Genomic DNA, 19995 nt, shown 5'->3' with positions numbered 1-19995 from the left:
CGCCCGCCCCCCGACCCCCTCAGGAGAGCCGTTGAGCTACGACGTGGTGGCCCTGGTCGCCCACGAGCCCGACGAGAAGGCGGTCGTCCACGCCCTGCGAGGCGTGGACCCCGAGCTGCGGCTGCACTGGCACGGCGACACCACTGTCATGCAGATCCGCGACGGGGACGCCCAACTGCTGGCCACCCTCGAACCCGGGCGGCTGGTGGAGCGTTCGGACGCGGTCGTGCGTCTGCTGGGGCCGGAGGTCGTGGCGGGGCTGCCGGAGACGTTCTGGTGGGTGGAGGCGCGCGCCCGTCCCGACGAACGGGGGCGGGAGGCGGCGCACCGGTTCGCCGACGGGCTCGCGCTGCGGCTCGGCGGGGCGGTGTGGACCTCGGGGCCGGCCGACTTCGGGCTGTGGGAGGAACCGGAGCACCCGGCGGTCGAGCGCACCGCGGCCAGGGCTCTCCTGGTGGCCCAGGACCGGGCGGTGGTGCCGTTCTCGTCCTGGCTCAGCGACGCGGTGGCCACGCACGTCGGGGAGAGGACGCTCCAGGTGCTCACCCCGCCCACCGCCCGCCTGACCTACGCGGTGCGCACCTTCGCGGCCGGGACGCTGGGGCGCTGGGTGGTGCGGGGCGAGGACGGCGGCCACTACGACGGCATCACCGGCCTGCCCGTGCGCTGGGACGACGAGCAGGGGTTCCGCGCGGACAGGGAGCCGGTCGGGCTGGCGTGGGGGGTCGGGAAGCCGGACGTCGAGCCGGTCGCGGGGTTCCTCGCGGACTTCGCCGAGAGCGCCGGAACACAGGTCGTGGTGGACGTGTCCGTGCTCCACCGCGACCCGTTCACCCCGGACCTGGGCCGTGTGGCGGAGGTCCTCACCGAGCACCTGGCCGGGACCGCGCCCTCGGCGTGGGGTCCGCACGAGCCCGCGCTTCTGGCGTGGGACCGCGAACGGGTGGCCGGTTTCGTGCGCGAGCGCGGGCCCAAGCCCTCGATCCTGTACCTGTCGGGTCCGCTGGGCGAGGGGCGCCCCTTCTCCGGACAGCTCCACTTGGCCCGGCGCGGGACCGGGGTCCTGGAGCGGGTGTCGGTGGTGACCGGGTTCGAGAACGGGGACGCCGTGCCCTTCGACGCGTTTCCGGACCTGGTGGAGGCGTTGGCGGCCGAAGGGCTGCTGGACGGGTTGCGCGTGCGCCGCATCCCCGGGCGCGCCGATGTCACCTACGCGCCGGTGTGGGCGGGGCCCGCGGTCCCGATCGGGCTCGCGGTCGGACCGGACCGGCTGCGCCGGATCGGGACCGGCCGCGCCCAGGCGGGGCCGATCCAGGGCACGCTCGTCGGTGAGGACGGGGCCCGGGCGGTCTGGTACCCGGTGGTGGAGGACGTCGAGGCGCCCCTGCGCGCCCTGGACCTCATGCGGAGGCAGACGGAGTACCTGTCCGCGGCTCCCGCGAAGAGGGCCTGAGCCTTCCCGGAGGGAGGCTGTCGCCCTTTTCCGGAGTGCGGGTGACGCACGTCACTTTCGCTGTTCCCAGCTGCGTGTTCTGCTCGGCTCGTCCGGAGACCCCGCGCCTGACCACCGCCGGGGCGGTTCCTCCGAAACCGGGACCGATCGTGGAACGTCACTCCATATGCGCATACTGCTATGGGAGTCTTGCGAAGCGGGTCACGGAATCCACGAGTGAGGGCAGGCATTGGATGAAGTTCGAACTGGTGGAGCCGCCGGACGAGTCGGAGGAGTCGGACGGGAACGCCGCTGTCGCTCAACCGCGGGACCCGGCGCCCGCCGACGGGATCGCGGTCCTCAAGGAATCGGACGCGGCCTTCCCCAGGCCCGTGCGGGAACGCAGGGCCAGGGCGGTCGAGGGCGTGCGCGCCTCGCTGGAACTGCTGCGGGCCCGCGTCGCCGAGCAGAGCATGGCCGGGGTCCGCGTCCACGCCGCTGACCTCCCGGAGGCCGAGGCCGGAGCCCTGTTCCACGCGCACCGGTTCGCGGCTTCCCCGGCGAGGGGAGAGGACCGATGAGCCAGTGGAACATCGACGTCTACGGGGTCTCGCTGGTTCTGAGCGACCTCGGCGGACAGCTCGGCCTCGAAGGAGGCGGGTTCTCCGACACCATCGACTCCACCGCCGACGGGATCGAGATGGCGCTGACCAACGCCAAGAGCCCGCCCGTGGAGGCCGCTCTGTCCGGGTTCTTCGAGCACTTCACCGGCGAGACCGACGCCATGTTCACCCGCACCCTGTCGTGCCTGCAGGGCGCCAACGACGCCACGCTGGCCTACAACCAGGGCCAGGAGGAGATGGCTGCCGAAGCCCAGAGCCAGGCGGGCACCGGCGAGAACCTCGACCTCTGACCTGACTCCGCGCACCCCGACACCCCTGCCCCGCCCCCACGGAAGGCCCCCTGGTGAGTTTCGAGCCCACCGAGCCCCAGAACGGCGTGGACCCCAACCCGTTCACGCTCATCGTCCCCGACACCATCCCCTACCCCCTCACCGACGTCTGGTCCCTCAACTACGCGGCCGAGACCCTGCGCACCGGCGGGGAGGACCTCTTCAGCGGGGCCGAGGACATGTCCTCCACCTGGGGCGGGCTCCAAGCCCACTACAGCGCACCGGAGAGCGAGACTCTCTTCGCCGCGATGGACCCCGTGGTCACCCGAGGAGAGGGTGTCCAGAGCGACCTGGCCACCGTCGCCAGCGCGCTGGAGGACCTGGCCGAGGCGGTCGCGACCGCGCGCCGTTCGCTCAACACCCTGCGCATCGACGCCCAGAGCCTGTGGAACGCCAACCACGACAAGAAGGTGTGGTGGCTGAACAAGGACGACGAGACCGACGAGTGGGCGCTGGCGGAGAACATCCGTATCAAGGACGCGGTCAACGCGGCCTGGTCGACGTTCAACGAGGCCGAGAACGCGTGCGCCACCCGGATCTCTGCGACCTTCGGCGGCCCCGCCTACGTGTCCCCGGACCAGGCGGGCGGCGACGGCGCGCTGGTCTACGGGCTGCCCACCAACGCCGGTGAGCGCGATGTGTCGCTGGGACACGCCCTGAGTTTCGAGGGCGTCAACAGCAACATCAACGACTTCACCGCGTGGGCGGGCAGCGAATTCCACCCCTCCCAGATGGACTGGGGCAACCCCATCGGCCAGGCGCTGTGGGACACGGGGGCCACCGACATCCTGTGGGGTTCGGCGGTGGGGCTGACCTCCAAGCTCGGGTTCTGGCACCCCGACAACGGGTGGCGGTTCGACCCGCGGGGGCGCTTGGAGAACTTCGGGGCGGCCTGGCGCGACGCGGGCATGGACGCGGCCACGCTGGTCGGTATCCACGACGACCACGGATGGTTGTGGGAGCCGGGCGCGGGCGGCCAGGAGGGGTGGGGAGCGGGTTTCGAGCGGTGGACCGGCAACGCCCAGGACAGCCTCGCCGAGGTGTGGGAAGGGCACACCGCCTGGTCCACACGCGATGACGGTGTCGCCTACTCCAACACCACCATCGGCGCCAACGTCGCGCTGATGACCGTCGGGCTGCCCCTCAAGGCTGTCAAGATCATCGCCGGGGCGGGGGTGGTCGGCTCCATGGACGCCCCCGGGGGATCGGGTGACGCGGAGTTCGACGGCTCCGGCTCGGGTTCCGGCGGGGGTTCGGGCACGGGCTCGGACAACTTCACGTCGCGTGGCGGGCCGGGAACGCGGGGCTGGCCCAGCAGCCCGCTGCCGGGCGCCGGGGAGGGCCAGCGCCCCACGGGTGAGCGCTTCGAGAACCCGCTCACCCACCTGAACAACTCACTGCTGGACCCCGACCGGTACCGTCCGCCCTCCTCCACCCCGAACGCCCCCGTACCCGACGGCGGCGGGGATCGGCCCTCGCAGAGTCCGCCCGTGTCGCGGCCCCAGGACAGCGGAACACCGTCCCATCGGTCTGGTGAGGATGCGCAGGAGCCTCCGAGAGCGCCCGGTGACAGACCCGGAGCCCCGGCCCCGACTCCGAGCTCGGACGGCGAGTCCCAGAGCGGCGGCACCGACGCGCCCCGCGCCGAGGACGATCCCGAACAGCGTCCCCTGCGTCGTGACGAGGATGCCGAGAGCGACCGGAGCGACGAGCGGGAGGGCACGGGCGGTCCGCGCGAGGAGACGGAAGCGGAGCGTCCCGAGCCCGCTGCCGGAGGCGGTGGTGGCGGGGGCGACGAGCCGCCCAACGACCGCACCGGAACCGGCGGCGATGATGGTGATGAAGGCGGCCCCGACAACGGTCGTGAGGGCGAGGGCGATGGTACCCGTGATCCCGCCGATCAGGGAGAGGGAGAGTCCCGTGGTGATGCGGGATCTCCCGATCCTCTCCTTGAGAGCAAGCTGGGGAAGGCTGACGCACTCGAAGCGACCCTGCGGAGAGCGGGGCTAACCGATGCGGAAATCGCTGGGTTCCGTGGAGACAACGAGCGACACGACAGGGCGTGGCAGCGTTTTGCCAGCGCTGTGGTAAATGAGTTCCCGAGCAAGAATAAGATCAATGAGCGGCTGCAGCCAGAGGCCATACGCTTCTCCCTGGAGGGGGCGGAAAACCCCTTCGAGGCCGCGTACCGTTATGAGTACTACAAGGCCATTTACGACCAGGAAGCCAGGCGTATCGACGAAGAGATGCGCCCGGAACTCCCGGAAGGCAAGAAGAGGAAGCCCACGAATCCGGCCAAGCTTGCCGCTTTCAAGCTCTTTTATGAGGAGGGCTTCAATGTGCAGACATCTCTGGACTCTGATATCCGATTTATCCGTGAAGCCAGAGGAGATTCGGTTCGGATTGATCTGTCGATGGAAGACTCCGAAGTAGTAGAGGCAGTGCGGGGGAGTGCGGGTAAGATCGGCATGGGCCCAGATCTTTCTGCTGCTTACCACGCCCGAAAGCATCAGGTTGAGATCCCGGATGCAGAAAAAACTGGTGATCCCATGAGGGATTACTTTGAAAGTGCCGAACGGACGATCAGGGACGGCAGGGTGGCGCACATCGAACGGCTCGACGGCGGAGCTTTGCATGTGACCTTTGAGCGGGAGCTCCCAAGCGCCGTGCCACGCGGTGATGTGGGAGAGATCAATGTGATGGTCGCGCAGGTGTACATCCGTGAACACACCGGCCCCGTCATGTCTACCTATGGCCAATCCACCAGGACTGTATAATATGGGCATGGAAAACGGGGAATCCGCTAGAGCTGCCCTGGAGAGAGTGGAAAAGCTTTTTTCCGAGGGTGTTAAAACGAATAGTGCAGAGCCCACAGAAGTTGGGATTGTGTCTGCGGTAACGGCCCACAGGCGAGGTCGGACCGAGGAGTTGTCAACCGAGGAGCTGCAAGGGTTTCGGCTCTCCTTCGAGGAGAAGCTGTCGTCGGGGAAAAACCCCTATCATGTCCATGAATATATTGATGGCTACGAGCACTACTCGACTTTGAGTCGGACCACGGGGTTTCTCAGGTGCTGTCAGATCCGAACGAACTTGCAGATTTTCAACGATATTTTTGTTCCGTTGGATAGGTTTGTTGGAGAGGATGACCTGGATACCATTTCTGAGGTGGACGGGTTTCTGAAAAAGAACGCCCTTGATATACCACCGATCCCGGAGCGGGATATGCCGGATTGGGTTCCTGTAGAACACTGGTGGTGGCACATTCCCAAGCGGGAACTCTGGACGCAGGAAATGATTGACGCGCAACTCCAGTATGACTGGTACGACGGATGGGAATCCTCGTGAATCCTGAACCCTCGCCAGAAGAGATCGTCGCTGCGCGGCTGCTCGCTGACCCAGGCCTGGTGCAGCGGAGCCTGGACCGGGACCTGGCCGCGACAGCGGCGCTTGGACGGACCGGGGTGCGGGTCGAACCCGGCGCGGATCCGGCCGCCGTGCACGAGACGCTCCGCGCCCGTGCCGACGTGCTGACGTTCGACTCTCCCGTCAACGCGGCGACGCAGACCAAACGCCGCCTGCACGAACTGCCCTCCGCTGAACGCCGTGACGGCACGCCCGTCCACGCCTACCACGCGTCGGCGTCCGCCACCGTGCGAGAGGGCTCCGTGGTCAGCGACACGGCAGACTCCGACGGGTCCCGCGTCCTGGTCTTCCACCGGCATGCGCCCGAGACCGGCCTGGTGACCGTGACCCTGTCGGCGCGGGTGCGTGTGGAGACCGACGGACAGGCACACCTGGAGGCCCACGGCTGGCCGACACCTCCCACTGAGCCGGTGCACCTCTTCGGCGGAACCGGGCGAGACCTGCTCTCCCAGGCCGTATCCGACCTGGCGGACGAGCAGATCCCTCTCGACCGGCCCCTCCTCCTGCTGTGGGGGGCGAGGCTCCGTGAGGGGGCGCCCTCCGACAACCAGCGGCTCCGCGTCGCCGAACTCGTCACGACCCGGGCCGGTGAGCTCAACGCCTGCCTCGGCCAGACCGACGACTACGCGCTGATGCCTGATGACGAGGGCTGGTACGGGGCCTGCTTGTACCGCTCGGCCCTGGAGAACCTGTTCGAGACCTACCTCGGTAGTCTGACGTTCACCCTGCTGGACGCTGAGGACATCGACGACACCGACGAGGAGCTCCGGGCCAACCTGCCCGGTGTGCGCGGTGCCGCCGCCGCGGTCCCCGAGGGTGTTCCCGTGAGTCACTGGTGGTGGGACACGGCTGTCAGCGCCGGGACGGACAGGTAGACCGCCGCGTTCGCGGACGCGTTGCCGGAACAACGAGCGCCCTCCAACAGGCGCTCGATGATTTTTGCGGAGGGTTGGAGCCTGAGCCCGCGATGATCGCTGTCATTGACGACCCGGAGCTTCGTGTGAGGAGCCGGGGGTGCCGAACTCGCCATCCTGTCGTTCGACAGTGAGCCCGCGTCGGCTGTCCTGTCTTATGTTGACTGGATGAACACGTGTGGGGAGCGAAGAAAGGAGTCGGGTGCGTCCGCGATGGATCTGCGAGGTACTGACCTGTCAGGAAACCCCATGAGATACCTGTGTTTCGTTCAGGCGGATCTCAGCGGGCGCGTGTTCAACGGATGCGACTTCTCGAAATCGGAACTCAGTGCGGCTGTGCTCAACAATTCGAAGTTCATCGGAGCGAACTTCCGCAAGGCCGACCTCTCGGAGTGCGAGGCGCGGGGAGTTGACTTCACCAGGGCCTCGTTCGTTGGCGCGAAATTCTATCGTTCCGAAATCGTCGGCTCATGCTTCAGAGAGGCATACCTCAACGCGGCGTGGATGCACGAGACGGATCTGCGTGGGGCAGACCTGTCAAGCGTGTGGTTCGGACCGGGTGGAACTTCCGGAACCGCTGTCCTCAAGGAGGCCAAGGTCCTCGGATGCAGGGTGGCCGGAGCCGGTGGCTGGGTCAGGGGGACCGTGGACGTCGGCACGGAAAGCGATCCCTGCATCATCGGTGGGCCAGAGCTCGCCGAGTGGTTCCGGGACAACGGGGCGCCGGATGTGAGAGTTGTAATCGGCGACGGCTGCACTATCGCTTGTCCGTAGGAGGAACGTTGTCACGAGTAGAATTCATTGAAGTTTCCACTAGCCCTGACGAAGTCGCTTCTGCATTGCGTGGATTCCCCGAAATGGTTCAGGAGTGGAGCAATGCTCCTGAAACCTTCGAGTTTCGGTTCGCATCCGGAGATGAACGCATCGGCGAGGTTGATGTGCACGTCGAAGAGGTCTTGTCAGGGCCGTACGGTACAGCCATAGATGTACTCTGGGTCACGTGGTCAGGGAGTCCCGAGAAGGTGCAGTTTATCTTCGACCTGATTTCCGAGAGAACGAAATGGGGGATTTATTCTCGTTTCGATGCGAACGACCAACCGCTCGTTCACAGGCCGCCCCAGGATTGATTGTTCCCCAGTCCGTTTTTCTGGCGGTCGGCAAATCAAGGGAAGTTAGTTATGAAGCGAAGTGGCAGGCCTTGGGAGGAAGCTGACGTCTGAACTCATCAGGGCTCCCGAGGCTGTTGGTTCGTGGGAGTGGTTCGTCGACACGGGTGAGAACGCAGATGTCTTCCAGCGCCTCTCCACGCTGGCAGTCGTCGCCGGGATCCTTGGTGGACGGCCTGGCTCCCGACCTCACCGACAGGATCGCCTGAGCCGCGTCAACTCTTTGGCCCATACATCCGCATGCTCGCGAGGTAGTTCGGGTCCAGGCAGTTGTCCCAGTCGTCGGCGCTGCGCTGCTCCCATTCGTACTCGTCGAAGTCGGTGTCGTACTCCATCTGCGTCCGGTGCACCACGCGCCCGCGCCAGAGGAGTTCCACGCACTCCGCGCGCGACTCCTTCGGGGTGCCGTGGTGGCCACGCTCCACGAAGCCGTGCAGCCCGCTCGGCTCCATCCTCACGATTTCCGCGTTCCAGTGGCTGGGAGTCGTCGGTGTGGCGAGACCGCCAGGGGCCACGTCCACGACCGGCGGATTCCACTCGACCTTCATCGAACACGGTCCCGCCTTCTCGATGTCGGTCCGGTCGTTCCCGGTCTGATAGCGGCCGGTGACTTCGGCACGCCAGGCACCGTCACCGAACGGTTGCCAGTGGACGAACTGCATGCCGAGGTCGGGAAGGTGCTCGGCGGCTCCTAGGACGCGGACCTCGTCGAACCCGTACCAGAACACACCGTGATCGGTTTCCCCTTCCTGCCCGTGGTGGGTGATGGTGTCCTGAAGACCGCCATCGTCGAAGAACCGCTCCCACATACAGGTGTATCGGCCATGGTGTTCGTTCCAGAAGTCGTAGACGCCGGGGTTCTTCATGCACCCGGCCTGGATGTCGAGAAGACTTCCGTCGGCTGCCAGCCGAACCGTCACCGGGACGTTGTAGGAGCCGCGCCCGTTGAGTACTCGGCTGATGATCTCTTCGGCCTCGCCGCGCTCGATCCTCCGGCCAGGTCGGGGGATGACGCGCAGGAAGTTCGTATAGATATTGGACACGAGCCTTCTCCTCGTGGGGCACCGGGCACTGTCGGAAAGGCGTCGCGTGGGCGCGCGGGGTTCGGAGGCCCGCGCGCCCGGGTGGATCAGCGCACGTCGCGCCTGGTGGTGCTCAGGAAGGCCCGCCACTCGACCGGACCAAAGGTCAGGGCACCCAGCTCCCGATGCTTGGTGTCGCGTAGGGCTGAACCTTCCAGCCAGTCTGCGACCTCGACGCAGTTGGAGGAAGCACTTGAGTAGGTGGAGGTGTGGAAGAGCGCCTCGTGCTGAGCGGGAAGCTGGTCCATGGGTCCTTGGCCTTCGTGGGTCAGGTGGGCTGCAAGAGGTTCTTGAGTAGCTGAACGGATTGCTTCTGCGAAAGCGCTACTCCGCAGAGGTGGGTGAATCTGGCTCGGTGGAGGGCTACCTCCTCCTTGCTTTCGAGGTAAGCGTTGCGGGCCGCGGACTCGGTGTAGACGATGGTCAAGTCGTAGTCACCAGCGAAGTCCATGATCACGAACGATCCGCCCATCCCTCCGTGCAAGCCGGATTGTAGCGGGGCGATCTGGATCGACGTCGTGTTGCTGGTGTCCTCGGCGACCTCGATCAGGTGCTCCACCTGCGGTTTGAAGGCTTCGGGTGTGCCCAGCAGGCGCTGTACGGCGGCTTCCTCGATCACGAACACCGCAGTGGGTGACGTATCGCGGGTGAGGATCTGCTGGCGCTTCATCCGTGCTTCAACCTTGGCTTCGACTTCTCCCGGAGTGATGAAGGGGTAGCCGAGAAGCAAGGCCGTGGCGTACTCGCGAGTCTGGAGTAACCCGGGGATGAACTCTGGTTCATAGGTGCTGATCTGGGAAGCTTCGTCCTCGAACGCGAGCAGCGCACCGTCGAGGGCATCTCCGTACTGGACCCACCAGCCGCGTTTCTTCGCGTCACGCATCAGGTTCTCCAGCGACTCTCGGTGGGCTGGTTCGGTCACCTCGTAGAGGTCGAGCAGTGCCCTGAGGTCCGTCAGGTTGCCTCGTGTCCAGCGACCGTTCTCGTAGTTGTGGACCTTGGTCTTTGCCCAGTCGAGTTCGGCGGCCACCTGGTCGAGTGTCAACCCGGCTGCTTCTCGGCCACGCCGCAGCTCACGGGCCAACTGGCGTTTGCCAACCGTGGGCAGTGGCGGCTGCTTCGCGGCCATCAGGCACCTCCTCAACGTTGGTCATGGCATGTCACAGCTGATATTAGTGCGAACTTCCATGAAATGAACCAGACATATCACGCAAAGTAACTTTGGACTTGAAAGTAGGAAGTTCATAGTTAACGATGGTCTCATGGATTGATCCGCCAGGGGCGCGGCTCTACAGGGTCGTTGGTCCGTGGCTATCACTGTGGAGGACTGTCATGGCTGGTGAACGGCGGGCACGCGAGGGAAGCAGTGGTATTCCGGCGGCTGAACTGGTGAGACTTCTGGAAGCCAGACACGGACTCAAGGCGGGGGAAGCCCCCGAGTCAGGGCGGGTCGTGGCCCAGCTCGGTGACCGCTCGGTGACGGTCGCCCTGGTGGACGGCCGATGGTTCAGGCAGCACGCCGCCCACGACGGCCGCAGCGCCCTTTCGCGCCTGCACCCCGTCGGTCACGAGTTCTCCGTGGCCCACTCGGTCGCGGCGGAGCTGATAGAGGCTAGGGCCGTCGAGTGAGCGAACCATCTCACCCCATAACCCCGTGGACCTGCCCCGCCTGCTGTCGCACCGAGAACGGCGGCCACAGAGCCCACACCCGTTGCCCGCGCGGCAACGCCCAGGACGACAGCGACGACCGCCCCGCTCTCGTCCATCCCCCGTTCGAGAGGCTCGCGGACTCCCCCCGCGTACCGCCTCCGGCCGGGCACGGAAAAGCCCTGGCGGGTGAAGTAACACCCCCAGGGCGCGGCCAGTCAGTATCAAACGTCTCCGAAGGAGCTCCCGGCATGTTCATTCTGCCGCGTAACCCCGAACCCGAGTGCACGCCCCCCGTTATCCACAGCCTGTGGAAACCGCGCCTCTATCCCGGGACCCTGGACACCACCGCGCGAGTGCGCGCCGACCTGCGACACGACCTGGCCAACACGCCCACCCTGCTCGGGCTGCCCGTCCTGGACCCGGACCTGGTCGACTCGATCGTGCTGTGCGCCAGCGAGATGTTCGCCAACGCCTGCGAGCACACCCGTTCCGGCGAACAGGACGGCCGGGTCATCCGCACCCTGACCCTGCCCGAGCAGCGCACGCTCCGACTCTCGGTCATCGACGACGGCTACCGCGACACCGGTACCCGCCCGCGCATCCCCCGCCAGCGCACCGAACGGGACTGGCACGAGGCCGAACGCGGCCGGGGCCTGCTGCTCATCCACCACCTCGCCGCGCGCTGGGGCACCCGACAGGTGGTCGGCTTCCCGTTCTGCGAGGGGCTCGGCACCGTGCTGTGGGCGGACTTCGACCTGCCCGCCGATCCCGACCCTCTCTCCGCCACTTCCACCGCTTCCGCCTCCGCAGCCAACGCCTCCGCCGCGTCTGCCCCGGAGGACGTCCGATGACCGCGCCCGTCCTCACACCCGCCGCACCCGCGCTCTCCTCGGACATGCGACGCGTCCTGGACGCGCCCCGGGGCCAGCGCTTCGGCCGCCCGGGGGCCCGGGCAGCGGACCGCACGGCCAAGCGTCCGGCGCCAGTCCCGTCGCCTCCGCTCGTCTCGCTGGGCCGGACCCCGCGCGAGCGCGAACTGCTCGCCCGGATGCCGGACACACCCCGGCTGCGCTACCGGCTCACCCACGGGGACGTGCCCGCCTGGATGATCGAGTCCGAGTCCCGGAAATCCCGCCCGCGCGAGGCCTCGTCCCCTGATCCGGAGCCCCGCCCCCGCCCGAGGCCCAGGCCCGGACCCGAGCGCGGGCCCGCCCCCGGCGACGGCCCCGGGCCCGAACCCCTGCCGGTTCCCCGGCCCCGGCGCGAGCGCACGCCTCCGCCGCCGCTGCCGCGCAGGTCGGACCGCCCCCGCCGCACAGCGAGCCACCGCAAACCCCGCCGCCGCCTGGGCTGGACGGTCGCGGGCTACGCCCTGGCCACCGCCGCCGGGGCCCTCGCCCACCACCTCGCCCAGTTACTGGCCTGATCAGCCAAGCGGGGTAACCGACCACCATGGAGGCCGCACCAATACGAGGGGCCCGGTGCGGCCACAAACGGCCAAAGCCCGGTGTCCGGGGGCCTGCGGATGATAGGTACGGGAAACGGAACGGGTAAAGGGATCACCAAACGGAAGATGCACGCATGGAGCCCTGGAAACGCTGGTGCGCGCGCACGATGCTCGGCGACAAGATAGCCAACCTGCACGGAGAGGGGTTCGAGGACTTCTTCCACCGCCTCATGCAGTTGGGCGAGCCAGGATTCTTCCCCGTCCGCACGACCAGAGGCGACCTCGGCGCGGACGGGCTGGTGATCAGCGGACGTAAACTCTACGCCTGTTACGGGCCCCAAGTGGTGGATGAGTACGAGGTCCGCCGCAAGTTCCGCTCGGATCTGGCCAAGGCCCTCAAGCACCGACAAGGCGACTTCGACACCTTCGTCTTCGTCCACAACCATCCGCGTGGAGTGGGGCCCCAGGTCACCCTGGCGATCTCGTCGGCCCAGGCCGAACAACCTTCGCTCAAGTTCGAAAACTTCGGCCTCGACCAGATGTTCCGCGTCCTCAGCAAGTTGGATGAGGAGGAGATCGAGGATCTCATCGGCCCCTTTCCGCTGCGGGACATGGTTACTGGTGTCGGAATGGCCGAACTGGCTCCGCTCCTGGAACACCTGTCCACGAGGAGGAAGCAGAGCCCCCTTCCGGGCAGCATCCCCGTTCCTCCGAGCCGCAAGCTGGAGTACAACCGTTTTAGCGACGCCATGCGGGGCTTTCTCCTGTTGAGCTTGCCCCAAGTGCCGCTGGTCGAGGACTACTACGAGGGATTGGCCGACCCGGTGGAGAGGGACGAGGTGGCGGCAGCCTTCCGACAGGAGTACCTGGAACTCGCCGAAGCCCACGACGACCCCGATGCCGTGGTGACGCGGCTCCAGTGGTACATCCTTGGCAACGAGGCCAAGGACCTGAAGGACCAGATTGAGGCCAACGTCGTGCTCATGTACTTCTTCGGTGAGTGCGAGATTTTCAGAGTGCCTCCAGAAGGCTGGCGGGCCGCTGACGAGGTCCTGGAAGGGGGAATCGCGTGATCGCACCGACCAAGGGTGTCGCGCCGCAGCGGGCGCTGCTGACCGTGGGCGCCCAGATCCTCATGGCGAGTGAGCGACAGAGCCTCACCGTCACCCAGGCCTGGCGCCGACTCCAGAAATGGCGTACCGAGAACGACCACAAGGCACCGGTTCCGTTCTGGTGGTTCGTCCTCGCCCTCGACGTCCTGTACGCGCTGGGGACCGTCGAACTCCGCGACGACATCCTCGTCTTCCGGGAGGCCTCACGTGCTGCGTGAACTGAAGGCCAGTGACCCTCGGTTCCGTACGGTCACCTTCCGTCCCGGCCTCAACCTGCTCGTCGCGGACCGCACGGACTTTTCCACCGACGAGGAGAGCCGCAACGCCGTCGGCAAGACGAGCATGATCGAACTTCTCCACTTCCTTCTGGGGGCTGACAGGACGCCGCTGGTCACCCGCAGGGAAAACAAGGAGACAGTGTTCGAGCTCGTCATGGACTGGCCCGTTCCCCACGGACGCCTCAGCGTGCGGCGCTCCGGCAGAGAACATGCGAAGGTTCTCCTCGACCCGGACATCCTCGGCCCCGAGCCCGACGCGCTCTTCCAGCGGGAGGGGACGGTCACCACTAAGGAGTGGAAGAGCGCCCTCGAACGGGAACTGTTCGGGATACGTGAGTCCGACAAGGCGCTCAGCGGCAGACTCCTTCTCAGCTTCTACCTCCGCAGAACCGAGAGGAACGGCTTCGCCGACGCCCTCAAACCCAACCCGCAGACCTCCCGTCACCTCGCCACCGCCAACCTGTGCTACCTGCTCGGGATGGACTGGGCGCTGGCCGCACGCTACGGCGAACTGTCCGACAAGGAGCAGACCCGGAGGAAGCTCGGGCAGGCGTCCAACGACCCGGTTTGGAAGGACATCGTTGGCAGGTCCGGTGACCTGCGCGGACAGCTCACGGTCGTGGAACGCCGTATCGTCGAGCTCAAGGACCAGATCGCCGACTTCCAGGTCGTCCCCGAGTACGAGGAGATCCGTCGTGAAGCGGAGCGGGTGAACTCCAGGATCCGTGCGTTGCGCGAGGCGGACGTCGTGGACCAGCGCAACCTCGCCGACATCGAGCGCTCGATCGAGGAGGCAAATGACCCCGGCCACGAGTACCTGGAGCGGGCTTACGCGGAGATGGGCGTGCTCCTCGGCGACCAAGTGCGGGCCCGGTTTGACCAGGTGGAGGAGTTCCACCGTGCGGTCGTACGCAACCGCAGACAATATCTGGACGAGGAGGCCGCCAGGCTGCGGGAGAAGCTCGCCGCGAGCGAGCGGGAGCGCGGGGAACTGGGCAACCGGCAGTCCGCGCTTCTGCACACGCTCAACGAGGGCGGAGCCCTGGACACGCTGACCGTCATGCAGGGTGCGCTGGCCAAGGAGCAGGCGCATCAGGAGTACCTCCAACGCAGGCTCGACGCCGCGAGGACCTTGGAGCAGAGCCGCCGCCAGATCGACCAGGAGAAAGCCGCCCTGGAGGAGGAGGTCCAGCGTGACATCGACGCCAGGCGGGAACAGGAACAACGGGCGAGCTTGCTGTTCAACCGGTTCGCTGAGCACCTGTACGGCGATGCCCGCGCTCCCTACCTGACCTTCCAGGCCAGGCGGAGCCATCTGGAGATCGAGCTCAAGCTCGAAGCCGACGACAGCACCGGTATCTCCAACATGAAGATGTTCTGCTTCGACCTCACCTGGGCGGTGATCGCCCATCGAGCGGGACGCGGCCCCGACTTCCTCGTCCACGACAGCAAGCTCTACGACGGGGTGGACGAGCGACAGGTCGCCCGAGCTCTGGATCTGGCCGCGCGGGTCACGAGGAAGGAGGGTATGCAGTACGTCGTGACGATGAACTCCGACGACCTCGCCAAGGCCCAGCGGATGGGATTCGACGCCGATCCGCACGTCATCGATCCCATGCTCAAGGACTCCGAGACCGGAGGACTCTTCGGGTTCCGTTTCTGAGTGAACAGGTAGTCGCGCCGATTCCGGCCCGGCAGCGGCACGGAAAACCGCTGGCCCGGGCCGCAGGAGACCGGCTAGGCTCCCGCCCGTGCCCGAATCGGATGACGTGGCCGCCTAGCGGCGGCCGACCCCAGAGTCCTCCCGCCGCATCAGCGACCGCGCCGGTGCGGCACCGCGTGCTGCCCGGCTCCGCCTTTGCGATGCCACGGAGCCCCTCTTGTCCACACGCGACCGCGGCGGGGTACTGCTCCTCGCCGTCCTGATCTCCACACTCACCTTCCCGCTGGCCATCACCGGCGCCTCGGTGGCCCTGCCCGCCGTCCGGGCCGAACTCGGCGGAGCGCTGACCGCCGCCCAGTGGGTCGTCAACTCCTACAACGCCTGCTTCGCCGCCTTCCTCGTGTGCGCGGGGTCGGTCGCCGACGCGGTCGGCCGCCGCCGGGTCTACGCCTTCGGCCTCGCCCTGTTCTGCGCCAGCGGTCTGCTGTGCCTGTTCGTCCGGGACGTCGCCGCCCTGAACCTGCTGCGCGCGGCGGGCGGCGTCGGCGCCGCGGCGGCGGTCGCCGGCGGCAGCTCGATGATCGCCGCTGCCTTCGAGGGCTCCGCGCGGGCCCGGGCCTTCGGCCTGCTGGGCACGGTGCTGGGCGCCGGTACCGCCTTCGGCCCGGCCGTGGCCGGACTGCTCGTCGAGAACCTCGGCTGGCGGGCCGCGTTCGCCTCCCCGGCCGCCGTGGCCGGGCTCGTCCTCCTGCTCGTGCCCCTGCTACCCGCCGCACGCGGCACGGGTCGGCCCGCGGACCGGCTCGGCGCCGTCCTGTTCACCTCGGCGCTGCTCGTGCTGATCACCGTCCTGGTTGAGGGCCCCGCGCGCGGCCTGCCGTCGGTGCTCACGGGACTGCTTCTGGCCGCGGTGTTGGCGGTCGCCTTCGTGCTCGTCGAACGCCGAGCCAGTGATCCCCTGGTGGACCTGGTCCTGCTGGCCAACCGCCGGTTCGTCGCCCACGCCCTGTCCGCCGCCGCGTTCATGGCGGTGCTCGTGCCCCTGCTCGTGTACCTGCCGTCGTACCTGATCGCCGTGGTCGGCCTGGGCGCGGGCCGGGCCGGACTGTGGCTGATGATGCTCACGCTGCCCACCCTTCTGCTGCCCGCACTGGGCGCGGAACTGGCCGCGCGCCTGCCCCACACCGCGGTCGTGGTCGGCGCCCTGTCGCTGTGCGCCGCCGGGGCCACGGGGCTGCTCGCGCTGGGACCCGACGCCACCCCGTGGCGGCTGCTCCTGCCGTTCCTGCTGGTCGGAGCCGGAGTGGGTCTCACCAACGGCGTCGTGGACGGGATGGCCATGGGTGCGGTGCCCGACGAGCGGACGGGCGTCGCGGCCGGGGTGTTCAACGCCTCCCGGATCACCGTGGAGACGGTCGCCCTCGCCGCGGTCGGGGCGCTCCTGGCCGCGCTCACCGGTGGGCGCCTGGAGGGCGAGCGGTTCACGGACGCGTTCCACGTCGTGGGCCCGGCCCTGGGCGGGCTCGCCCTCCTGGCGGCGGCCGCGGCCTGGTTCCTCGGGGCGCGGGGAACGGTACGGGGCGTCAGGGCGTGACGACGGTCCTGCCGGGAAGCGTCCCGGCGTCGCTGTCGGCGTGCACCTTCGGCAGGTGGGTGAGGGGGACCCGCGCCCCGACGTGGACGTGGAGCTCACCGGCGTCGACGAGGGCGACGAGCTCGGCGAGCTGGTCGGCGTCGCTGCGGGCGGAGACCCGTACGGTGCGCACCCCGCGCGCGGCGTCGGGCTCGGCCGGGGTGGTGGCGCTGACGAGCACACCGCCGTCCGCGACGAGCCCCACCAGGGCCGCGGTCTCCTCCGGCGAGGTGATCACCAGGTTCAGTACCGCGTCGTAGCGCTCACCGGCCGACTCGGTGAGGGGAGCGGCGGTGTAGTCGATGACGCGGTCGGCGCCGTAGCGCCGGACGCGGTCGGCGCTGCGGGCGCTCGCCGTCGCGGTGACGACGGCCCCGGCCCGCCTGGCGAGCTGCACGGCGTAGCCGCCGACCGCTCCTCCCGCGCCGTTCACGAGCAGGGTCTGACCGGCCCTGAGCCCGGCGTGTTCGAACAGGGACTGCCAGGCGGTCAGCGCGGACGAGGGCAGGGCCGCGGAGTCGGCCAGCTCGACGGTCTTGGGGGCGGCGGCCAGCACCTCGGCGGGTACCGCCACGTACTCGGCCGCCGCGCCGTCGGCGTCCATGGGGAGGAACGCCACGACCGCGTCGCCGGTGTTCCAGCCCCCGGCGCCGCCGCCGTTCTCGGCGACCGTCCCCGACACGTCGATGCCCGGCACGTGCGGGAGGGTCACCGGGAGCACCTGCCGCAGGTGGCCGGCGCGGATCGCCGCGTCGACCGGGTTGAAGGAGGTGCCGGCCACCCTCACCAGGACCTGTCCCGCGCCCGGGACCGGCCGGGGGACCTCCTCGTGGACCAGGACGTCGCTGCCGCCGTACTCGTGGTGGCGAACTGCCTTCATGTCTCGCTCCTCGTACTCATTTGCTTCGATTTCGAAGCATTTGTGGGCGTGTATATGCTTCGAGTTCGAAGCATATGCCCACCATATGTGCTTCGAAGTCGAAGCACCATGGTCAGGTCGGTGACTCCGGTCACATGGTCCGCACCGCTGCTTCGACGTCGAACCAACTAGCATGACGGCATGGCTGACACCGACACCCTGCACCGCCGGGAGCTGGAGACCTACTTCGCCCTGGTCGAGTCCGTCAGCCTGCTCCAGCACGCCATCGAGCAGCAACTGCGGGCCGAGGGAGACATCAGCTACGTCCAGTTCCAGCTCCTGGGCCGCCTCGCCGACTCCAGGGGCCGACTCACCATGACCGAACTGGCCGACGGCGTCGTCTACAGCCGCAGCGGCCTCACCCACCAGGCCGGACTGCTGGAGAAGGCCGGACTGATCACCCGCGGGCCCTGCCCCGACGACCAGCGCGCCACCCTGGTCACCATCACCGAGGCGGGTCTGGCCCGGGTCGCCGCGGTCATGCCCGGCCACATCCGGGTCGCGCGCCGCCTGCTGTTCGATTCCCTGTCCGAACGGGACCTGCGCGCTCTGGGCGACATCATGACCCGGGTCCGCGACCACATGCGCGAGGAGCCGCCACGCTCGGCGGCTCCCCGCCGGGGACGCCGATCCGGGGACGCGGGAGAGCCGCCCAAGCCCTGAACACCGGCGCCCCCGTGCGGGAGGACCGCACGGGGGCGCCGACGCGCGCCGGGGCGGGCGCGGGCGCCCGCCCCGGCCCCACGGTGACCGCTACCCGGCGAGGTCCTCCTCGTCGGGGCGCGCCGAGTCGGGGCTGAGCGGGTCGTGTCCCACCGACATCAGCCGGTGCCGCCACGCCGCGTCTTCGCGGTGCGGGTCCGCCAGCTGGCCGCGGACGTACTCGGTCACCTCGCGCATCAGCTCGACGTCGGCCTCCGTCACGTCCACACGGCGCTTGTTCAGCAGGTTCACGACCGCCTCGCCCCTCCGGGACACCGTGTGCCCCGGTTCGGTGCGGAAGGCGTCCTCGCCCGAGGCGTTCGTGAGCAGCCACTCGCGCAGCTGCTCCCCGGTCATGTTCACCACCGCGTGGAACTCCTCCCACGCCTCGTCGACGGCGGGATCGTGCTCGGCCATGCTCTTCCCCCTCGGTTTCGACTTCGTTGCTGGTCAGGCCCGTCGGTGCGCTCCCCGTGCGACCGCGTAGCCCGCGGCTCCCACCGCGAACCCCGCGGCGCCCAGCAGGGCCACGGTGCCGCGCCGCTGGCTCAGTTCCTGGAGCAGGCTCGACTCGCGCGACTCGTCGTCGAACTCGCCGTGCGCGCCGAAGTCGTGCTCGTCGTCCATGGGACGGAACAGGTTGTCGCGCGCGGGCGGATGGGCGTCGCGCACCTGGCTCTTTCGTCCGGTCAGCCCCAGCTGCCAGTCGAGCACTCTCGGCGCGAACCGCTGGCCCAGGACGGTGGCCACCGTCGAGATCCCCACCCAGTACCGGCGCCGCCTCGGGTGCTCGGCACCCCAGACGATCGCCCGGGCCGCGACCTCGGGTTGGTACACGGGAGCCACGGGGCGCGGGCGGCGGCCGTCCAGGTGCGCGCGCGTCCAGGTGAACTGCGGGGTGTTCACCGCGGGCAGGTGCACCTCCGTCACCCGGACGCCCGATCCGCGGTGGATCAGCTCGGCCCGTACGGAGTCGGTGAACCCGCGTATCGCGTGCTTGGCTCCGCAGTACGCCGCCTGCAGGGGGATGCCGCGGTAGGCCAGGGCCGACCCGACCTGCACGATCACCCCCCGGTCCCGGGGCAGCATGCGCTCCAGGGCGGCCTGGGTGCCGTACACGTAGCCGTGGTAGCAGACGTCGGTGACCCGGCGGTACTCCTCCGGCTCCACCTCCATGAACGGCGAGATGACCGTGGCGAGCACGCAGTTCACCCACACGTCCACCGGCCCCAGTTCCGACTCGACCTGGGCCAGGGCCCCGCGCACCGCCTCGGCATCGCTCACGTCGACCCGCAGCGGCAGCGCGGTCACGCCCTCGGCGCGGGCCTCCTCCGCGGCGGCCTCCAGCCCCGTCTGCCCCCGCGCGAGCAGCGCGACGGTGTACCCCCGCCGGGCGAACTCGCGCGCGGTCGCCCTTCCGACGCCCGCGCTGGCTCCGCTGACCACCGCGATCCGGCCGTTCGGTCTCCCGGCCACCTCGGCCACCCCCACACGGGTCGACACAGCCGCTTCCGGCCCTTCGCCCCCTCCGCTACCCGCGAGCGCCACCCGGTATGTACATGCTGCGGCAAGCTTCTGAGCTGTCGTTTCGCCGGGGGCGCCCCGGGGCAGTCGCACATGAG

General features: G+C 68.4%; 22 protein-coding genes. 16 read left to right on the top strand and 6 right to left on the bottom strand.

Annotation, left to right across the window (positions count from 1 at the left end):
* The first annotated feature begins 31 nt into the window (after nt 1-31).
* The 8 genes from ACSTA4_RS28260 (at nt 32) to ACSTA4_RS28225 (ending at nt 7848) form a co-directional block, all read left to right on the top strand.
* Nucleotides 32-1453, top strand: coding sequence for a DUF6177 family protein (locus ACSTA4_RS28260; protein WP_444961728.1), 1422 nt, complete (start codon nt 32-34; stop codon nt 1451-1453).
* A gap of 233 nt (nt 1454-1686) precedes the next feature.
* Nucleotides 1687-2013, top strand: a complete 327-nt coding sequence (locus tag ACSTA4_RS28255) for a cell envelope biogenesis protein TolA (RefSeq protein ID WP_444961727.1) — start codon at nt 1687-1689, stop codon at nt 2011-2013.
* Complete coding sequence (locus ACSTA4_RS28250; protein ID WP_444961726.1) at nt 2010-2345, top strand: DUF6507 family protein; 336 nt, start codon at nt 2010-2012, stop codon at nt 2343-2345. Before ACSTA4_RS28255 ends, ACSTA4_RS28250 begins: the two co-directional genes overlap by 4 nt.
* 53 nt (nt 2346-2398) lie before the next feature.
* On the top strand, nt 2399-5161 hold the full coding sequence (locus ACSTA4_RS28245; RefSeq protein ID WP_444961725.1) for a hypothetical protein: 2763 nt from the start codon (nt 2399-2401) through the stop codon (nt 5159-5161).
* A gap of 7 nt (nt 5162-5168) precedes the next feature.
* Entirely contained in the window at nt 5169-5729 is a 561-nt protein-coding gene (locus ACSTA4_RS28240) for a hypothetical protein (protein ID WP_444961724.1), read from the top strand.
* On the top strand, nt 5726-6682 hold the full coding sequence (locus ACSTA4_RS28235; RefSeq protein WP_444961723.1) for a hypothetical protein: 957 nt from the start codon (nt 5726-5728) through the stop codon (nt 6680-6682). The genes ACSTA4_RS28240 and ACSTA4_RS28235 overlap by 4 nt, the downstream gene beginning before the upstream one ends.
* Nucleotides 6683-6970: 288 nt before the next feature.
* Nucleotides 6971-7495: a pentapeptide repeat-containing protein gene (locus ACSTA4_RS28230; protein ID WP_444961722.1), complete on the top strand. Its 525-nt coding sequence runs from the start codon at nt 6971-6973 to the stop codon at nt 7493-7495.
* An 8-nt stretch (nt 7496-7503) separates the two neighbouring features.
* Complete coding sequence (locus ACSTA4_RS28225; RefSeq protein WP_444961721.1) at nt 7504-7848, top strand: hypothetical protein; 345 nt, start codon at nt 7504-7506, stop codon at nt 7846-7848.
* Between the two features lie 254 nt (nt 7849-8102).
* On the opposite strand, the gene ACSTA4_RS28220 is transcribed toward ACSTA4_RS28225, so the two are convergent.
* The 3 genes from ACSTA4_RS28220 to ACSTA4_RS28210 all read right to left on the bottom strand — a co-directional run bounded on the left by ACSTA4_RS28220 (nt 8103) and on the right by ACSTA4_RS28210 (nt 10098).
* The gene (locus ACSTA4_RS28220; RefSeq protein WP_444961720.1) at nt 8103-8930 is read right to left on the bottom strand and encodes a hypothetical protein; all 828 of its coding nucleotides are present in this window, start codon (nt 8928-8930) and stop codon (nt 8103-8105) included.
* An 86-nt stretch (nt 8931-9016) separates the two neighbouring features.
* Entirely contained in the window at nt 9017-9217 is a 201-nt protein-coding gene (locus ACSTA4_RS28215) for a DUF397 domain-containing protein (RefSeq protein WP_444961719.1), read from the bottom strand.
* 20 nt (nt 9218-9237) lie between these two features.
* Nucleotides 9238-10098, bottom strand: coding sequence for a helix-turn-helix domain-containing protein (locus ACSTA4_RS28210; RefSeq protein WP_444961718.1), 861 nt, complete (start codon nt 10096-10098; stop codon nt 9238-9240).
* A gap of 260 nt (nt 10099-10358) precedes the next feature.
* Here ACSTA4_RS28210 and ACSTA4_RS28205 point away from each other — a divergent pair, with 260 nt between their 5' ends.
* The 7 genes from ACSTA4_RS28205 to ACSTA4_RS28175 all read left to right on the top strand — a co-directional run bounded on the left by ACSTA4_RS28205 (nt 10359) and on the right by ACSTA4_RS28175 (nt 16713).
* Nucleotides 10359-10598 (top strand): hypothetical protein, encoded by a 240-nt coding sequence (locus ACSTA4_RS28205; protein ID WP_444961717.1) that lies wholly within the window; start codon nt 10359-10361, stop codon nt 10596-10598.
* A 269-nt stretch (nt 10599-10867) separates the two neighbouring features.
* Nucleotides 10868-11470 (top strand): ATP-binding protein, encoded by a 603-nt coding sequence (locus tag ACSTA4_RS28200; protein WP_444961716.1) that lies wholly within the window; start codon nt 10868-10870, stop codon nt 11468-11470.
* Nucleotides 11467-12045, top strand: a complete 579-nt coding sequence (locus tag ACSTA4_RS28195) for a hypothetical protein (RefSeq protein WP_444961715.1) — start codon at nt 11467-11469, stop codon at nt 12043-12045. The genes ACSTA4_RS28200 and ACSTA4_RS28195 overlap by 4 nt, the downstream gene beginning before the upstream one ends.
* Nucleotides 12046-12200: 155 nt before the next feature.
* Nucleotides 12201-13139, top strand: coding sequence for an ABC-three component system protein (locus ACSTA4_RS28190; protein ID WP_444961714.1), 939 nt, complete (start codon nt 12201-12203; stop codon nt 13137-13139).
* Entirely contained in the window at nt 13136-13396 is a 261-nt protein-coding gene (locus ACSTA4_RS28185) for an ABC-three component system middle component 6 (protein WP_444961713.1), read from the top strand. The genes ACSTA4_RS28190 and ACSTA4_RS28185 overlap by 4 nt, the downstream gene beginning before the upstream one ends.
* Complete coding sequence (locus ACSTA4_RS28180) at nt 13386-15119, top strand: ABC-three component system protein (RefSeq protein WP_444961712.1); 1734 nt, start codon at nt 13386-13388, stop codon at nt 15117-15119. The genes ACSTA4_RS28185 and ACSTA4_RS28180 overlap by 11 nt, the downstream gene beginning before the upstream one ends.
* Before the next feature lie 217 nt (nt 15120-15336).
* A complete protein-coding gene (locus tag ACSTA4_RS28175; RefSeq protein ID WP_444961711.1) occupies nt 15337-16713 on the top strand; it encodes an MFS transporter in 1377 nt (458 codons plus the stop codon).
* On the opposite strand, the gene ACSTA4_RS28170 is transcribed toward ACSTA4_RS28175, so the two are convergent.
* Nucleotides 16703-17632, bottom strand: a complete 930-nt coding sequence (locus tag ACSTA4_RS28170; RefSeq protein WP_444961710.1) for an NADP-dependent oxidoreductase — start codon at nt 17630-17632, stop codon at nt 16703-16705. The two genes, ACSTA4_RS28175 and ACSTA4_RS28170, sit on opposite strands and share 11 nt — an antisense overlap.
* A 180-nt stretch (nt 17633-17812) precedes the next feature.
* Between ACSTA4_RS28170 and ACSTA4_RS28165 the strand changes: the two genes are divergently transcribed.
* Nucleotides 17813-18334, top strand: coding sequence for a MarR family winged helix-turn-helix transcriptional regulator (locus ACSTA4_RS28165; RefSeq protein WP_444961709.1), 522 nt, complete (start codon nt 17813-17815; stop codon nt 18332-18334).
* Between the two features lie 90 nt (nt 18335-18424).
* On the opposite strand, the gene ACSTA4_RS28160 is transcribed toward ACSTA4_RS28165, so the two are convergent.
* Together ACSTA4_RS28160 and ACSTA4_RS28155 are read right to left on the bottom strand one after the other, a co-directional pair.
* A complete protein-coding gene (locus tag ACSTA4_RS28160) occupies nt 18425-18790 on the bottom strand; it encodes a DUF3140 domain-containing protein (protein ID WP_248772632.1) in 366 nt (121 codons plus the stop codon).
* 33 nt (nt 18791-18823) lie between these two features.
* Nucleotides 18824-19876 carry an SDR family oxidoreductase gene (locus ACSTA4_RS28155; RefSeq protein ID WP_444961708.1) on the bottom strand — a complete coding sequence of 351 codons (1053 nt, stop codon included), beginning with the start codon at nt 19874-19876 and terminating at the stop codon, nt 18824-18826.
* Nucleotides 19877-19995 lie beyond the last annotated feature (119 nt).

It is taken from the genome of Nocardiopsis sp. M1B1, from assembly GCF_052466615.1.
The sequence above is the reverse complement of the archived record's forward strand: the minus strand, read 5'-3'. Positions and strand labels throughout refer to the sequence as shown.

Coding starts and splice junctions, on each gene's coding strand:
- ACSTA4_RS28250 (WP_444961726.1), top strand. CDS start 2,010: ATGAGCCAGTGGAACATCGACGTCTACGGGGTCTCGCTGGTTCTGAGC.
- ACSTA4_RS28210 (WP_444961718.1), bottom strand. CDS start 10,098: ATGGCCGCGAAGCAGCCGCCACTGCCCACGGTTGGCAAACGCCAGTTG.
- ACSTA4_RS28195 (WP_444961715.1), top strand. CDS start 11,467: ATGACCGCGCCCGTCCTCACACCCGCCGCACCCGCGCTCTCCTCGGAC.
- ACSTA4_RS28200 (WP_444961716.1), top strand. CDS start 10,868: ATGTTCATTCTGCCGCGTAACCCCGAACCCGAGTGCACGCCCCCCGTT.
- ACSTA4_RS28240 (WP_444961724.1), top strand. CDS start 5,169: ATGGAAAACGGGGAATCCGCTAGAGCTGCCCTGGAGAGAGTGGAAAAG.
- ACSTA4_RS28255 (WP_444961727.1), top strand. CDS start 1,687: ATGAAGTTCGAACTGGTGGAGCCGCCGGACGAGTCGGAGGAGTCGGAC.
- ACSTA4_RS28170 (WP_444961710.1), bottom strand. CDS start 17,632: ATGAAGGCAGTTCGCCACCACGAGTACGGCGGCAGCGACGTCCTGGTC.
- ACSTA4_RS28160 (WP_248772632.1), bottom strand. CDS start 18,790: ATGGCCGAGCACGATCCCGCCGTCGACGAGGCGTGGGAGGAGTTCCAC.
- ACSTA4_RS28165 (WP_444961709.1), top strand. CDS start 17,813: ATGGCTGACACCGACACCCTGCACCGCCGGGAGCTGGAGACCTACTTC.
- ACSTA4_RS28190 (WP_444961714.1), top strand. CDS start 12,201: ATGGAGCCCTGGAAACGCTGGTGCGCGCGCACGATGCTCGGCGACAAG.
- ACSTA4_RS28230 (WP_444961722.1), top strand. CDS start 6,971: ATGAGATACCTGTGTTTCGTTCAGGCGGATCTCAGCGGGCGCGTGTTC.
- ACSTA4_RS28215 (WP_444961719.1), bottom strand. CDS start 9,217: ATGGACCAGCTTCCCGCTCAGCACGAGGCGCTCTTCCACACCTCCACC.